Origin of the sequence: Marilutibacter penaei (genome assembly GCF_014145395.1) — a bacterium.
Taxonomy (GTDB): Bacteria; Pseudomonadota; Gammaproteobacteria; order Xanthomonadales; family Xanthomonadaceae; genus Marilutibacter; species Marilutibacter penaei.
The window spans coordinates 65,958-81,020 of the sequence record NZ_JACHTE010000009.1; the positions used below are offsets into that span (position 1 = coordinate 65,958).

14 protein-coding genes are annotated in these 15,063 nt (G+C 69.2%); 9 read left to right on the top strand and 5 right to left on the bottom strand.

Annotated features, from left to right (window positions below; translation table 11 throughout):
* Nucleotides 1–27: 27 nt before the first annotated feature.
* From dapE to map, 5 genes are all read right to left on the bottom strand, one after another.
* On the bottom strand, nucleotides 28–1,158 hold the full coding sequence (gene dapE / locus H4F99_RS12860; protein WP_182670148.1) for a succinyl-diaminopimelate desuccinylase: 1,131 nt from the start codon (nucleotides 1,156–1,158) through the stop codon (nucleotides 28–30).
* A 222-nt stretch (nucleotides 1,159–1,380) separates the two neighbouring features.
* Nucleotides 1,381–1,734 carry a Spx/MgsR family RNA polymerase-binding regulatory protein gene (locus tag H4F99_RS12865; RefSeq protein ID WP_182670149.1) on the bottom strand — a complete coding sequence of 118 codons (354 nt, stop codon included), beginning with the start codon at nucleotides 1,732–1,734 and terminating at the stop codon, nucleotides 1,381–1,383.
* Between the two features lie 3 nt (nucleotides 1,735–1,737).
* On the bottom strand, nucleotides 1,738–2,595 hold the full coding sequence (gene dapD / locus H4F99_RS12870) for a 2,3,4,5-tetrahydropyridine-2,6-dicarboxylate N-succinyltransferase (protein ID WP_182670150.1): 858 nt from the start codon (nucleotides 2,593–2,595) through the stop codon (nucleotides 1,738–1,740).
* 3 nt (nucleotides 2,596–2,598) lie between these two features.
* Complete coding sequence (gene glnD, locus H4F99_RS12875) at nucleotides 2,599–5,226, bottom strand: [protein-PII] uridylyltransferase (RefSeq protein WP_182670151.1); 2,628 nt, start codon at nucleotides 5,224–5,226, stop codon at nucleotides 2,599–2,601.
* Nucleotides 5,223–5,999 (bottom strand): type I methionyl aminopeptidase, encoded by a 777-nt coding sequence (gene map, locus H4F99_RS12880; protein ID WP_182670152.1) that lies wholly within the window; start codon nucleotides 5,997–5,999, stop codon nucleotides 5,223–5,225. Before map ends, glnD begins: the two co-directional genes overlap by 4 nt.
* Nucleotides 6,000–6,339: 340 nt before the next feature.
* Here map and rpsB point away from each other — a divergent pair, with 340 nt between their 5' ends.
* The 9 genes from rpsB to rseP all read left to right on the top strand — a co-directional run bounded on the left by rpsB (nucleotide 6,340) and on the right by rseP (nucleotide 15,058).
* Nucleotides 6,340–7,152, top strand: a complete 813-nt coding sequence (gene rpsB, locus H4F99_RS12885; protein WP_182670153.1) for a 30S ribosomal protein S2 — start codon at nucleotides 6,340–6,342, stop codon at nucleotides 7,150–7,152.
* Nucleotides 7,153–7,294: 142 nt separating this feature from the next.
* On the top strand, nucleotides 7,295–8,167 hold the full coding sequence (tsf, locus tag H4F99_RS12890) for a translation elongation factor Ts (RefSeq protein ID WP_182670154.1): 873 nt from the start codon (nucleotides 7,295–7,297) through the stop codon (nucleotides 8,165–8,167).
* Between the two features lie 141 nt (nucleotides 8,168–8,308).
* Nucleotides 8,309–9,031, top strand: coding sequence for a UMP kinase (gene pyrH / locus H4F99_RS12895; protein WP_182670155.1), 723 nt, complete (start codon nucleotides 8,309–8,311; stop codon nucleotides 9,029–9,031).
* Nucleotides 9,032–9,254: 223 nt separating this feature from the next.
* Nucleotides 9,255–10,175 carry a cation diffusion facilitator family transporter gene (locus H4F99_RS12900; protein ID WP_182670156.1) on the top strand — a complete coding sequence of 307 codons (921 nt, stop codon included), beginning with the start codon at nucleotides 9,255–9,257 and terminating at the stop codon, nucleotides 10,173–10,175.
* Between the two features lie 57 nt (nucleotides 10,176–10,232).
* Nucleotides 10,233–10,790, top strand: a complete 558-nt coding sequence (frr, locus tag H4F99_RS12905; protein ID WP_182670157.1) for a ribosome recycling factor — start codon at nucleotides 10,233–10,235, stop codon at nucleotides 10,788–10,790.
* A 20-nt stretch (nucleotides 10,791–10,810) separates the two neighbouring features.
* Nucleotides 10,811–11,584, top strand: coding sequence for a polyprenyl diphosphate synthase (gene uppS, locus H4F99_RS12910; RefSeq protein WP_182670158.1), 774 nt, complete (start codon nucleotides 10,811–10,813; stop codon nucleotides 11,582–11,584).
* Complete coding sequence (locus H4F99_RS12915; RefSeq protein ID WP_182670159.1) at nucleotides 11,581–12,423, top strand: phosphatidate cytidylyltransferase; 843 nt, start codon at nucleotides 11,581–11,583, stop codon at nucleotides 12,421–12,423. Before uppS ends, H4F99_RS12915 begins: the two co-directional genes overlap by 4 nt.
* 1 nt (nucleotide 12,424) lies before the next feature.
* A complete protein-coding gene (locus H4F99_RS12920) occupies nucleotides 12,425–13,600 on the top strand; it encodes a 1-deoxy-D-xylulose-5-phosphate reductoisomerase (RefSeq protein ID WP_182670160.1) in 1,176 nt (391 codons plus the stop codon).
* A 96-nt stretch (nucleotides 13,601–13,696) separates the two neighbouring features.
* Nucleotides 13,697–15,058: an RIP metalloprotease RseP gene (rseP, locus tag H4F99_RS12925; protein ID WP_182670161.1), complete on the top strand. Its 1,362-nt coding sequence runs from the start codon at nucleotides 13,697–13,699 to the stop codon at nucleotides 15,056–15,058.
* Nucleotides 15,059–15,063 lie beyond the last annotated feature (5 nt).

Genomic DNA, 15,063 nt, shown 5'->3' on the forward strand with positions numbered 1-15,063 from the left:
CGCGGTGTCGCCGGAGGTCATGGGCCGTCAGGCCAGCAGCTTCTCCAGCAGCGCCAGATAAAGGTCAGGCAAGGCCTCGAGGTCGGCGACACGGACGTGTTCGTCGACCTGGTGGATGCTCGCATTCACCGGTCCCACCTCGATGCACTGCGCCCCCAGCGGCGCGATGAAGCGCGCATCCGAGGTGCCGCCGCCGGTGCTCTCCTCGGGCGTGCCACCGCTGAACCGGGCCAGCACGTCGCGCGCGGCATCGCGCAGTTCGCCTGGCGGGGTGTAGAACGGTTCGCCGCTGCGGTGCCAGCGGATGTCGAAGTCCACGCCGTGGTCCCGCAGGATCTCCTCGCAGGCGGCCACCAGCCGGTCGGCGTCCCAGTGGGGGTTGTAACGGAGGTTGAACAACACCTCCATTTCGCCCGGGATCACGTTGTTGGCACCGGTCCCTGCGTGGATGTTGCTGATCTGCAGGCTGGTCGGGGGGAATGACTCGTAGCCCTCGTCCCACCGCCGCGAAGCCAGCGCGTCCAGTGCGCCGAGGGCGAGATGGATGGGGTTGCGTGCCTTGTCCGGATAGGCGACATGGCCTTGCACGCCATGCACGCTCAATCGCGCCGACAGGCTGCCACGTCGTCCGACGCGCAGCAGGTCGCCGAGCACATCCTTCGACGAGGGCTCGCCGGTCACGCACCAGTCGAGGCGTTCGCCCCGCTCGCGGAAGGTGTCGGCCACGCGGCGCACGCCGTCGATCGCGTCGCCTTCCTCGTCCGAAGTCAGCAGCACGGCGACGCGTCCACGATGCGCAGGATGGGCCGCGACGAAGCGCTCGACCGCGACGACGAACGCCGCGACGCTGCCCTTCATGTCCGCGGCACCACGCCCGTACAGCACGCCGTCACGGATCTCGGGCGCGAACGGGTCGCTCGACCAGGCCTCGACGGGACCGGGCGGCACCACATCGGTATGGCCGAGCAGCACCAGCGTCGGCCCCTCGCCGTCGCCATGCGTGGCCCAGAGATTGTCCACGTCACCGTAGCGCAAGTGCTCGCAGGTGAAGCCCGCCGCTTCCAGCCGGGCCGCCAGCAGGGCCTGGCAGCCGGCATCCTCCGGCGTCACCGAAGGCCGGGCGATCAGGTCGCGGGTCAGGTCAAGCACGTCACTCACAGCCAGTTCCTCAAGAATTCTCCCGGCAGCACCACGGAAGGTGTTTCACGCCTGCCAACGAAGCGTGCTGGCCGTGGAGGGGTAGCCCCCTGCAGGACTTTCCGCAACATGGATGTTGCGGAAAAGCCCCCATGGATGGGTTCACGGCGTGTCCTGCAGGGGGCTACCCCTTCACGGCACACTGCGAACGCCAAACGCCAACGCTCACACGTCAGCCTCTCGTCAAACCCCGAACCGCTTCTTGAACCCATTGTCGCTGAACCCCTGCGACATCATGCCATCGTCCGTCACCACCACCGGGCGCCGGATCAACTGGGGATGCTCGCGCAACAGCAGCTTCCACTCCGCATCGCTGCCGGGCGACTTCCGGTTCGCCGGCAGGTTGCGCCAGGTGGTGGACGATTTGTTCACCATCGCATCCCAACCACCCAGTGCCGCCTGCCACGCCAGCAGCGTCTCAGGCGTGCGCGGCTCGTCCCGGTAATCGACGAACGCATGCTCGACGCCGAAGCGCTCCAGCCACTTGCGCGCCTTCCGGCAGGTATCGCAGTTCTTCAGGCCATACAGCGTGACCACGGATCAGTCCGCCAGGCCGCGCAGCAGGTCGTTGATGCTGGTCTTGCTGCGGGTCTTCGCGTCGACCTGCTTCACGATCACCGCGCAGTACAGTGAATGCGAACCATCGGCCGCCGGCAACTGGCCCGACACGACCACGCTGTAGGGCGGGACCGACCCGTAGCTGATCTCGCCGGTGGCGCGGTTGTAGACGCGCGTGCTCTGGCCGAGGAACACGCCCATGCCGATCACGCTGTGGTGGCCGACCACGAAGCCCTCGACCACCTCCGAACGTGCGCCGATGAAGCAGTGGTCCTCGATGATCGTCGGCGTCGCCTGCAGCGGCTCCAGCACGCCACCGATGCCGGCACCGCCGGACAGGTGGCAGTGCGCACCGACCTGCGCGCAGGAACCGACCGTGGCCCAGGTGTCGACCATCGTCCCCTCGCCCACGTGGGCGCCGATGTTGACGAAGCTCGGCATCAGCACCACGTCCTTGCCGATGTGCGCGCCGCGGCGGGCGATCGCGCCGGGCACCACGCGCGCGCCGGTGGCGCGGAACGCGGTCTCGTCATAGCCCTCGAAACGGGCCGGGATCTTGTCCCAGAACGGTGCGGGGCAACCGTCGACCACCTCCATTTCCTGCGTGCGGAAGTACAGCAGGACCGCCTTCTTCAGCCACTCGTTGACCCGCCAGCCGCCGGCGCCGTCCGGTTCCGCGACGCGGAACGTGCCCTCTTCCAGCCCGTCGATGACCCGCTCCACGGCCGGACGGGTCGACCCGTCGATCTCGTCCACGGTGAGGGTTGCACGACGCTCGAACGCGCTCTCGATCACCGCCTGCAGTTCGTCCGTGGCGGTGGCCGGGGTCTTGGGGCTCATCTTCTACTCTCCTTCGATACAGGCCAGCAGCGCCTGGCGCAACGCCTGCCGCTGGGGTTCATCAAGTGGACGGTCGTTGCCCTCGGCATCGACCCGGGAAACCTGGAACAGGTCCTCGGCGCGCGCACCGAACGTCGCGATGCGGGCTTCGTGCACCCGCAAGGCCTGGGTCCTGAAGGTGCGCGTCACCTCGGCCAGCAGGCCCGGACGATCGGTACAGACCAGGCTGATCTGGGTCAGGCGAGGGCGCGTTTCGTCGAAGTCGATCTGCGGCGCGGTGCGGAAATGCCGCAGATGGCTCGGCTGGGTACGCCGAGGCGGGCGTACGTCGTCGATGGTGCCGGTCAGCGTGGACTCCAGCCGCTGCTCCACCTCCTGCTCGGCCGGCACATGGCGCGGATCCGAGGGCAGGACCTCGAAGCTGTCGAAGATGGTGCCATCGGGGCCGTCGTGCACGCGTGCCTGCTGGATGGCGAGGCCGAGCCTGTCCAGGGTGGCCACGATGGCATCGAACAGGCCATCGCGATCGGGTGAGTGAACGAACACCTCGAGCGCACTGGCATGGGCCGCGACCGGGCGCACGCGCACCCGGACATCCCCGCTCCGGATGCCACGCAACGACAGTGCCTGCCAGGCCAGGTGGTCGGGGCGCCCGCGCTGGAAGCCGATTTCAGGCATGCGCTCGAACAGCGCCTCGATCTCCTCGTCGCCCGTTCCGAAGGCCGCCAGCATCGCGCGCGCCGCCTCCCGGTTCTCCGCCGCGCGCTCGGTCGCAGCGAGCGGATGCTCGAGGCCACGACGCAGGGCCAAGCGGGTGGCCGTGTAGAGGTCGGCGAGCAGCCGGTCCTTCCAGGCGTTCCACAGTTTCGGCGAGGTGCCCGCGATGTCCGCGCAGGTCAGCAGGTAGAGATGGTCGAGCCGGTCACGATCCGCGACCTCCGTGGCGAACCGGTGGATGACCCCCGGATCGGTGATGTCCTGCTTCTGCGCGGTGGTGGACATCAACAGGTGACGCCGCACCAGCCACTCGACCAGTCCCGACTCCGCCCCGCTCAGGCCGATGGTGTCGCAGAACACCCGCGCGTCTTCCGCGCCGAGTTCCGAGTGGTCGCCGCCCCGTCCCTTGCCGATGTCGTGGAACAGGCCGGCGAGCAGCAGCAGTTCGGGCTTCCTCAGCCGTGGCCAGACTTCGCTGGCGAGGGTGAAGCGTTCGTCGTGCGAGCCCGAGGCGAATATCGCGAGGTTCTTCAGCACCGCCAGGGTGTGCTGGTCGACCGTGTACACGTGGAAGAGGTCGAACTGCATGCGGCCTGAAACGCGCGCGAACGCGGGAATCCAGCGCCCCAGGACGCCCAGTCGCGCCATCCGGGTCAGGGTGGCGACGGGTTCGGGCCCGCGCAGCAGGCCCATGAAGGCCTGGTGCATGGCGGTGCCGGCCGAGGCGTAGTCGGGGAATTCCGGCAACGCTTCCGCCAACGCCCGAGCCGTCTGCGAATGCAGGCCGCGCACCGCATCATGCCCCGCCCAGGTGGCGAACAGCGCGAACACGTCCTCCGCCGCCCGTGGCCAGGCATCGTCGCGCGCGGCCAGGTAGCCGCGCCGGAGTTCGAAGGCCTCGTCCAGGGGCTGCGGGATCGCCTCGCCCTCGATCTGTTCCTCGAACCGCTGCAGCAGGCGTTCGCTGATCCGCTGCACCAGCGAAGCGCTGCGGTAGAAGCCCTGCATCATTTTCTCGACCGCGAGCGTCCCGTCGCTGTCGGTGTAGCCCAGGCGCTCGGCCAGCCGCTTCTGGTAATCGAAACGCAGACGTTCCTCGTGCTTGCGCGCCAGCAGGTGGAGGCCGAAACGCAGGCGCGACAGCGACTTGCGCTCGCGCTCCAGCGATGCGACTTCGTCCGCGCCCAGTTGTCCCACCGCCACCAGCGACTCCAGGTCCGAGGTGCCGATGATCCGGAGCGCCATCCAGTGCAGCGTCTGCACGTCACGCAGGCCACCGGGGCCGTCCTTCAGGTTGGGCTCCAGGTTATCCGAGGTGTCGCCGTGGCGGGCATGGCGCTCGCGCAGCTCCTGGCGCTTCGCTTCGAAGAAGGCGTTCGCGGGCCATGCCCGGGTGGGGGCGACCGCCTCCTGCAGCGCGCGCCGGTCGGCCGCGCCCGCGGCCAGTGGACGCGATTCCAGGATCGCGGTCATCACGGTGATGTCCTGCGCCGCGGCTTCGGTGCACTGGGCAGCGGAACGCACCGCATGCCCAACCGGCAGGCCCGCGTCCCACAGGCGCGTGAAGAAGCGTGACAGCGCATCTTCGTGGCGCGTGTCACCGGTCGCGCCGAGGTCCTCGCCGCTCAGGACCAGCAGATCGATGTCGGAGTGCGGGAAGAGTTCCCCGCGGCCGTAGCCCCCCACCGCGAACAGCGCCAGCGGGGCGTCGACGGGAATGCAGGCCTGCCATGCCTCGAGCACGTGGCGGTCGACCACGCGACTGCGCTCGGCGACCAGCCGGTCGACGTCCACCGCCGCGTCGAAGCGCTCCGCCAGGGCCTTCGCATGCTCCGCCAGTGCGCTGCGCGCACGCGCCGCCCACTCCGCGTCGGAGCCCGCTGCACCGGCATCGCCAGCGGCAGGCGCGCTCACAGATCGTTGTCGTCGCCCGGCAGGCGGGTGAGGATCTCGACACCGTCGTCCGTCACCAGCACGGTGTGCTCCCACTGGGCCGACAACTTGCGGTCCTTGGTCACCACGGTCCAGCCGTCGGGAAGCAGGCGCGTGTGCCGGCCACCCTCGTTGATCATGGGCTCGATGGTGAAGGTCATGCCCGGCTTGAGCACCACGCCTGCACCGGGACGGCCGTAATGCAGCACCTGCGGCTCGTCGTGGTAGACCTTGCCGATACCGTGGCCGCAGTACTCCCGAACCACGGAGAAGCGTTCGGATTCGGCATAGCTCTGGATCGCGTGGCCGACGTCGCCGAGCGTCGCTCCCGGCCGGACCGCCCGGATCCCGCGGAACATCGCCTCCCGGGTCACGTCGACCAGGCGCTGCGCCATCACCGAGGGCTTGCCGGCCACGTACATCCGGCTGGTGTCGCCGTGCCAGCCGTCCTTGATCACCGTGACATCGATGTTGATGATGTCCCCGTCCTTCAGCACCTTGGCCTCGCTCGGGATGCCATGGCAGATGACGTTGTTGACGGAGGTGCAGACGGTCTTGGGGAACCCCTTGTACCCGACGTTGGCCGGAATCGCGCCCTGAACATTGACGATATGGTCGTGGCAGATGCGGTCCAGTTCCTCGGTGCTCACCCCGGGCCTGACGTGCGGGGCGACGACCTGCAGCACCTCGGCGGCCAGCCGGCCGGCGACGCGCATCTTCTCGATCTCTTCCGGGGTCTTCAGGGAAATGCTCATCCCGCCATTATGGACCACTTGGCCGCCGTCGCGGCATCAACTTGTCCACAGGCCAGGAGCCCGCTATACTTGATCGGCTGACCCTTGGCACATCCGCCGCCGGTCGCGCGCCCACGCCGGGCGCTGAGCTTCCGGGATCGCCCCGGTCGCAGGCGAATACACACCCGCTGCCACGCACCGTGCCGGGGTGCCGACGTCCCAGGGGATGCCCCCGAGGGAGGCCGGTTCGGCCACGGAAGCAGCGGGGAGGCCCAACCCCGGAATCCTGCCCTGGCCCTTGGCCACGGCAGCCGCCACCCATTGAACCGGCGGCCGGATTCCACTGCCTGGAGTTCCACCCATGCCCCAGATCACCATGCGCCAGATGCTGGAAGCCGGCGTCCATTTCGGCCACCAGACCCGTTACTGGGATCCCAAGATGGGCCCGTACATCTTCGGTGCCCGCGGCAAGATCCACATCATCAACCTCGAGAAGACCGTTCCGCTGTTCAACGACGCGATGAACTTCATCTCGGGCGTCGCCCAGAAGCGCGGCATGATCCTGTTCCTCGGCACCAAGCGCTCCGCGCGCGAAGCCATCAAGGAAGAGGCCGAGCGTTGCGGCATGCCGTACATGAACCAGCGCTGGCTGGGCGGCACGCTGACCAACTTCCGCACCGTCAAGCAGTCGGTCGCCCGCCTGAAGGAGCTGGAAGCCGCCGAGACCGACGGCACCTTCGAGAAGCTGGTCAAGCACGAAGTGCTGGGCCTGCGCCGCGAGCGCGAGAAGCTGGAAGCCTCGCTGGGCGGCATCAAGGACATGAACCGCCTGCCCGACGCGATCTTCGTGATCGACATCGGCCACGAGGACATCGCGATCAAGGAAGCCAAGAAGCTCGGCATCCCGGTCATCGCCGTCGTCGACACCAACTACAACCCGGAGCTGGTCGACTACGCCATCCCCGGCAATGACGACGCCATCCGCGCCGTCCAGCTGTACGCCCGTGCCGCCGCCGACGCCGTGCTCGAGGGCAAGGCCGCCGCGCCGACCCCGGCTTCGGTCCGCGAGGAAGACTTCGCCGACGCCGCCGAAGGCGAGGACAAGAAGCCGGTGCGCAAGGCGAAGAAGGCCCCCGCCAAGACGGGCGACGCCGAGGCCCCCGCCGCCGAGTAAGGCGCCGGTCACGCAGCCGCGCGATCATGCGCGGCTGCGACCCCTCCCGCGTCGCGGGACCCACCCCTGGGGGCGTGCCCGGCTTCATGGCCACGCGCGCCCGCACGTCGCTCCGGCGACCCCCACCATCTGAGGTACCCCCATGGCTGAAATCACCGCTTCCCTCGTCAAGGAACTGCGCGAGCGCACCGGCGCCGGCATGATGGAGTGCAAGAAGGCGCTGACCGAGACCAACGGCGACATCGACGCCGCGGCCGAGAACCTGCGCAAGTCCGGCCTGGCCAAGGCCGACAAGAAGGCCGGCCGCGTGGCCGCCGAGGGCCGCGTCGCGGCCGCCCAGGACGGCGGCAAGGCCGTGCTGGTCGAGATCAACTCCGAGACCGACTTCGTCGCCAAGGACGAGAACTTCGTCGCCTTCACCGAGGCCGTCGCCCAGGCCGCGCTCGGCGTGTCCGACATCGAGGCGCTGAAGGGCGCCGCCATCGGCGGACAGACCGTCGAGGAAACCCGTGCCGAGCTGATCGCCAAGGTCGGCGAGAACGTGCAGCTGCGCCGCATGGTCCGCGTGGACACCGACGGCACCGTCGCCGCGTACGTGCACGGTGGCCGCATCGGCGTGCTGGTCGAGCTCAAGGGCGGCGACCCCGAGCTGGCCCGCGGCCTGGCGATGCACGTCGCGGCGATGAACCCGCCCTACGTCAAGGCGGCCGACGTGCCGGCCGACTTCGTGGAGAAGGAAAAGGAAATCGAGCTGGCCAAGATGTCCGACAAGGACAAGGCGAAGCCGGCCGACATCCTCGAGAAGATCATCGGCGGCAAGATCAACAAGATCGTCAACGAGGTCACCCTGTACGGCCAGCCCTACGTGCTGGACACCAACCAGAGCGTCGAGGCCGTGCTGAAGGCCGCCGGCGCCGAGGTGGTGAAGTTCGAGCGCCTCGCCGTCGGCGAAGGCATCGAGAAGGTGGTCGAGGACTACGCCGCCGAAGTGATGAAGCAGGCCGGCCTGGCCTGATCGCCACTGCCGTGCAGCACGAAGGAGGCCGCGGACATCCGCGGCCTTTTTCGTTCGTGGATGCGTTCGGGAAACGCCCGCCCCTACCTCGCCCCGGGCCCCTCGGCTAGAATCACCGCGTCCCCCTGCCGGCCCGCCCCCATGCCCGAACTCGCCTATCGCCGCGTCCTGCTGAAACTGTCCGGCGAGGCCCTGATGGGCGACGAGGACTACGGCATCGACCCGAAGATGATCGGGCGACTGGCCCGGGAGGTGATCGAAGCCCAGCAGGCCGGGGCCGAGGTCGCCCTGGTGATTGGCGGCGGCAACATCTTCCGCGGCGCGGGCCTCGCCGCCTCCGGGATGGAGCGTGTCACCGGCGACCACATGGGCATGCTGGCCACGGTCATCAACGCGCTGGCGATGCAGGACGCGCTGGAGAAACTCGGTGGCAAGGCGCGGGTGATGAGTGCGCTGAAGATCAACGACGTCTGCGAGGACTACATCCGCCGCCGTGCGATCCGCCACCTCGAGAAGGGCCGGCTGGTCATCTTCGCCGCCGGTACCGGCAACCCGTTCTTCACCACCGATTCGGGCGCGGCGCTGCGCGCGATCGAGATCGGCGCGGACCTGCTGCTGAAGGCGACCAAGGTCGACGGCGTGTACGACAAGGACCCGAAGAAGCACGCCGACGCGGTCCGTTACGACACGCTGACCTACGACGAGGTGATCCAGCGCAACCTGCAGGTCATGGATACCGCCGCGTTCGCGCTGTGCCGCGACAGCGGCCTGCCGCTGCGCATCTTCGACATGGGCCAGCCCGGCGTGCTGCTGCGCGTCCTGCAGGGCGAGGACATCGGCACCCTGGTCTCGGGCCGCAGCTAGGCCTTCGGCAAGCCGCCAGCGACCGTAGACCACGGAACATCCGCAATCCATCTAGGCTGTAGCCGGGCCTGCCTGTGCCGGACCGTATGCAGCATGGATGCTGCATACGAGCCTACATGGACGTATTCACGGCGTGTCCGGCACAGGCAGGCCTGGCTGCGGCCCACCGACGACCTGCCACGCCGTAATAGTGTCCGCTGCCACCGCGTGCCAGATTCGGCCCATGCACGGACACCATCACCACCACGACGGCACCCGCGCGTTCGCCGCGGTGACGCTGATCAACCTCGCCTACACGGTGCTCGAGGCCGGGTACGGCTTTGCCATCAACTCCCTGGCGCTGTTGTCGGACGCCCTCCACAACCTCGGCGACGTACTGGGGCTGGGCCTGGCCTGGGGCGCCGCGGTGCTGGCACGACGCGCCCCCACGGCACGCCACACCTATGGATGGCGGCGCGCCACCCTGCTTTCGCCACTGGCGAACTCGCTGCTGTTGGCGGCGTTCTCGGGCGCGCTGGCGTGGGAGGCCGTCCGTCGCTTCAGCGCTCCGCCGGAGATCCCGGCGATGACGGTCGTGGTCGTCGCCGCGATCGGCATCGCGGTCAACCTGGGCGGCGCCTGGCTGGTACGCGACGGGCATGACCACGACCTCAACCGGCGTGGCGCCTTCCTGCACCTGGTGGCCGATGCCGCGGTATCACTGGCGGCCGTGCTCGCCGGCCTCGGCATGCAGGCGCTGGGCTGGGCATGGCTGGACCCGGCGACGGCGCTGCTGATCGGCGTGGTCATCGCGATCGGCGCCTTCGGCCTGCTGCGCGAAAGCTTCAACGCCGCGATGGACGCGGTGCCCGCGAGCATCGACCAGGCCGAAGTCCAGGCCTTCCTGCAGTCGCGGGACGCCGTCACTGCCGTGCACCACCTGCACATCTGGTCGCTGGGCGCCGGCGAAGTCGCGATGACGGCCCACATCGTCCGCCCCGCCCGCGATGACCACGATGCCTTCATCGACGCGCTGAACCGCGAACTGAACGCCCGCTTCGGCATCAACCACCCCACCCTGCAGGTGGAACATGGCCGCGGATGCGAGCACGACCGGCACGTCCTCGCGCCGCACGGCGCCCCCGGGGAGGGCCATCGCCACTAGGTCGGGCCCGGCATCGCATATAATCCGGCGGTTACCGACACAGGACCGGAGCCGGCGATGCTCAACGAGATCAAACAAGATGCCAAGACCCGCATGGGCAAGAGCGTGGATGCGCTCCGCCACGACCTGACCAAGGTGCGCACCGGTCGCGCGTCGACGGCCCTGGTGGATGGCCTCAAGGTGAACTACTACGGCTCCGACATGCCGCTGACCCAGGTCGCCAGCGTGGCCGTGACCGACGCCCGCTCGCTGACCATCACGCCGTGGGAGAAGCAGATGGTCTCGGCGGTCGAGAAGGCCATCATCAATTCCGACCTCGGCCTGACCCCGAATACCGCGGGCACGGTGATCCGCATCAACATGCCGGCCCTCACCGAAGAGCGTCGCCGCGAGCTGACCAAGGTGGTCCACGCGGAAGGCGAGAACGCCAAGGTCGCCATCCGCAACATCCGCCGTGATGCCAACCACCAGGTCAAGGAGCTGCTGAAGGAAAAGGAAGTCACCGAGGACGACGTGCGCCGGAGCGAGGACGAGATCCAGAAGCTGACCGACAGCGCCATCAAGGACGTGGACGACGTGGTCAAGGCGAAGGAACAGGAACTGATGGCGGTTTGACGGGTCGTACCGTCGACACCATGACATCGGACCCTGCCATCGCGCCGGTCGCCCCGACCGGCATCCCGCGCCACCTCGCCGTCATCATGGACGGCAACGGGCGCTGGGCGGAAAGGCGGCGCCGACCGCGCATGATCGGCCACCGGGCGGGCGCGCGCGCGGTGAACGCCTGCATCGACTTCTGCCTGGAACGCGGCGTCGAAGCACTGACCCTGTTCGCGTTCTCAAGCGAGAACTGGGGGCGCCCGGAGGACGAAGTCGGCGCGCTGATGAAGCTGTTCCTGAACGCGCTCGAGCGCGAGGTGGAGGAGCTGCATCGGCGCGGGGTGCGCATCCGCTTCATCGGCGAACGCGAGCGCTTCAGCGACGCGATCCGCCAGCGCATGGCCCACGCCGAGTCCGTGACCGCCGGGAACCATCGCCTGCACCTGACGATCGCCGCAAGCTACGGCGGGCGCTGGGACCTTGCGCAGGCCGCCCGGGCACTCGCGGAGGACGTCGCCGCGGGGCGCCTCGCGCCGGAACAGATCGACGAAGCGGCCCTGCACGCGCGCACCTGCCTGTCCGACCTGCCGGCACCGGACCTGTTCATCCGCACCGGCGGCGATCTTCGCATCAGCAATTTCCTGCTGTGGCAGTTGGCCTACACCGAGCTGTGGTTCACCGAAACCCTGTGGCCCGAGCTCGATGCGGCGCTGCTGCAACGTGCGCTGGACGACTTCGGGCGGCGCCAGCGCCGCTTCGGCCTGACCGGCGCCCAGGTGGCCCCGGCACACGACGAGACTTCCGCATGACCCGTACCCGCCTGCTCGCCGCGCTGGTGATGGCGCCCCTGGCGATCGCCGCCATCCTCTTCCTGCCGACGCCCTGGTTCATGGCGCTGGCCGCCGTCGTGTTCCTGGCCGGGCTTTGGGAATGGTTCGACCTGGCCGACGTACGTGACAGCCTGGCGCGCTCGGTCCTGCTGGCCGCCAACCTGACGCTGATGGTCGCGATGGTCTGGGCCTCGCGCTCGGCCAGCGGATTCAGTTACGTCCTGCTGCAACTGGTATCGATCGTCGGCGTCGCCTGGTGGCTGCTGGTCCTGCTGTGGCTGCGCAATTTCAACTTCGCCAGCGACCACGACACCCATGCGCGCGCGATCAAGCTCGCCGCCGGCACGATGAGCCTGGTGCCGGCGTGGTGCGCGCTCGCCTGGATCCACGGCGGTGGCGACGCGGCCAGCAGCCACCGTTGGCTTTTCGCCGCGCTCGGGATCGTCTGGGCCGCCGACAGCGGTGCCTACTTCGCCGGCCGCAAACTGGGCCGCCGCAAGCTCGCGCCGCGCATCAGCCCCAACAAGACCATCGAGGGCCTGATCGGGGGGCTCGTGGCCGGTGTCGTCACCGGTGTCGCGCTGGGGCTGTTCGCCGGCGCCAGCGTTGCGCAGCTGCCCTGGGTGGCGCTGGCCGCCGCCATCGCCGTGCTGTTCTCGGTGGTCGGCGACCTGTTCGAGAGCCTGCTCAAGCGGCATGCCGGCGTGAAGGACTCGAGCAACCTGATCCCGGGCCACGGTGGCGTGCTGGATCGCCTCGACGGCGTGCTTGCCGCCCTGCCCGCCTTCGCCGTCGCCAAGGCGGTGCTGGGGTTCTGAGATGACGACGGCGCGCGATATCGCGGTCCTCGGGGCCACCGGTTCGATCGGCACCTCCGCGCTGGACGTGATCGCGCGGCACCCCGACCGGCTGCGCGCGACCGTGCTCGCGGCGGGGCGCAACGTCGACGCCCTGCTCGACCTGTGCCGCCGCCACCGTCCGCGCCACGCCGTGATTGCCGACCGCAGCCTCTATCCGGCGCTGCGCGATGGCCTCCGCGCATCCGGGCTGGACACGCATGCCCACACCGGGGAAGCCCTGGACGACCTGGTCGCGGGCGACGCGTGCGACACGGTGGTCGCCGCCATCGTCGGAGCAGCCGGCCTGCCTTCCACATTGGCCGCGGCCCGGGCGGGCAAGCGCCTGCTGCTCGCCAACAAGGAGTCGCTGGTCCTCGCCGGCGAGCTGCTGATGCGCGAGGCCGAGGCAGGCGGCGCGACCATCGTGCCGGTCGACAGCGAGCACAATGCGATCTTCCAGTGCCTGCCGGATGCGGCCGCCCATGCCGGCCTGCAGCGCCTCATCCTGACCGCCTCCGGCGGGCCGTTCCGCGGGCGTGACCGGGCGTCGCTGCAGGCGGTCACCGTCGAGCAGGCCGTAGCCCACCCGCGCTGGTCGATGGGCCCCAAGATCTCGGTGGACTCGGCGACGCTGATGAACAAGGGCCTGGAGGTCATCGAGGCCCATCACCTGTTCAGGGTTCCCGGGGAGCGCATCGACGTGCTGGTGCACCCGCAGAGCCTCGTGCACTCCTTGGTCGAATTCGTCGACGGCTCCACCCTCGCCCAGCTCGGCCTGCCCGACATGCGCACCGCGTTGGCGGTCGGTTTCGGCTGGCCGGAACGGATCCGCTCCGGCGTATCCGGTCTGGACCTGCTGGCCCAGGGCGGACGGCTGGACTTCGAGCCACCCGACCTGCAGGCCTTCCCCTGCCTGCGTCTGGCGTTCGAGGCGCTGGCCGGCGGCGGGACCGGTCCCGCGCTGCTGAATGCGGCCAATGAGACGGCGGTTTCAGCCTTTCTTCAGCGCCGCACGGGTTTCCTGAACATTCCGGCCCTGATCGAAGACACGATGACCGCATTGCCCGCGATGCCCGCCGACACCCTGGACACCCTGGCCGATGCCGATGCCCGGGCCCGGCGCCACGTGGAAGCCCTGCTGGCGCGCGCCGCATGACCCGCCCCCAAGGCCCGTGGCGTGACGGTAAACTGGAGGTCGCCTGCCGCCGTCCAGCCCCGATGACTCCACTTCCCGCCCCGACAGGAACCCGCCATGGGTGAGCTCATCGGCTCCTTGTGGTGGCTGGTGGTCAGCCTCGGCGTCCTGGTCAGCATCCACGAATACGGGCACTTCTGGGTGGCACGCCGCTGTGGCGTGCGCGTGCTGCGCTTCTCGATCGGATTCGGAAAGCCGCTGTGGATGAAACGCGGCGCTGACGGCACCGAATACGCCGTGGCGGCGATCCCGCTGGGCGGCTACGTGAAGATGCTGGACGAGCGCGAGGGCGACGTTCCGGACGCCCAACTCGACCAGGCATTCAACCGGAAGCCGGTCTGGCGGCGCATCGCCATCGTCGCCGCCGGCCCGGTCGCCAACCTGCTGCTGTGCGTGGCCCTCTTCTGGGGGATGTTCGTCATCGGGCGCCCGGACTACGCCCCGGTGGTGGGCGGTGCCGAGCGCATCGCAGCCGAGGCTGGCCTTCGCGCCGGCGACACCGTCCGGGCGGTGGGCACGCGCGCCACGCCGACCTGGAGCGAAGTGCAGATGGCGCTGCTGCCCGCCGCGCTCGACCACGAAGACGTCCCCGTCCGGGTGACCGGCGACGACGGCTCCGAACGCACCCTGCAACTGCCCCTGTCGCAACTGCCCGAGCACTTCGACGAGCGGAACGCAATCGGCGTGATCGGCCTGTCGCCGCGCCATGCCGTCGTACCTGCCGTGGTGGGTCGAGTCTCTCCGGACACGGCGGCCTGGGGCGTGCTTGCCGAAGGGGACCGGATCACCGCGATCGATGGCAACCCGGTCGCCGACTGGCGCGGCATCGGCCCGCAGGTGCAGGCGTTGGGTGCGCAGGGCGGCCTCGCGATGATCGAAGTCGAACGCGACGGAGAACGCCTGGCACTTGAGATCCAGCCCCGCGAGGCGACGGACGAGGACGGTACGCAACGCTGGGTGCTGGGCATCGAGCCGGCCCGCGGGGTGCGCCCGGAGTTCGACGCGATGCGCCGCTACGGCCCATTGCAGGCGATCCCAGCCGCCTTCGCCGAGACCGCGCACCAGGCCCGCGAGCTGTTCGCGATGATCGGCCGCGCCTTCACCGGGAAGGTCTCGGTGCAGAACACCGTGGCCGGTCCCGTCACCATCGCCCGGGCGACGAACGCCTTCGCCGGCCAGGGCGCGGCCTGGTACCTCTCCATCCTGGCCCTGCTGTCGCTGAGCCTGGGCATCCTGAACCTGCTGCCCATTCCGATCTTGGACGGCGGACACCTGCTGTATTACCTTATCGAGTTGGTCAAGGGCAGCCCGGTGAGCGAGCGCGTCATGGCTGCCGGGCAATACGTCGGCCTTGCCCTGATCGCCGGCCTGATGGGCCTGGCGTTCTACAACGACATCGTGAACAACCTGGTGCACTGATGCCG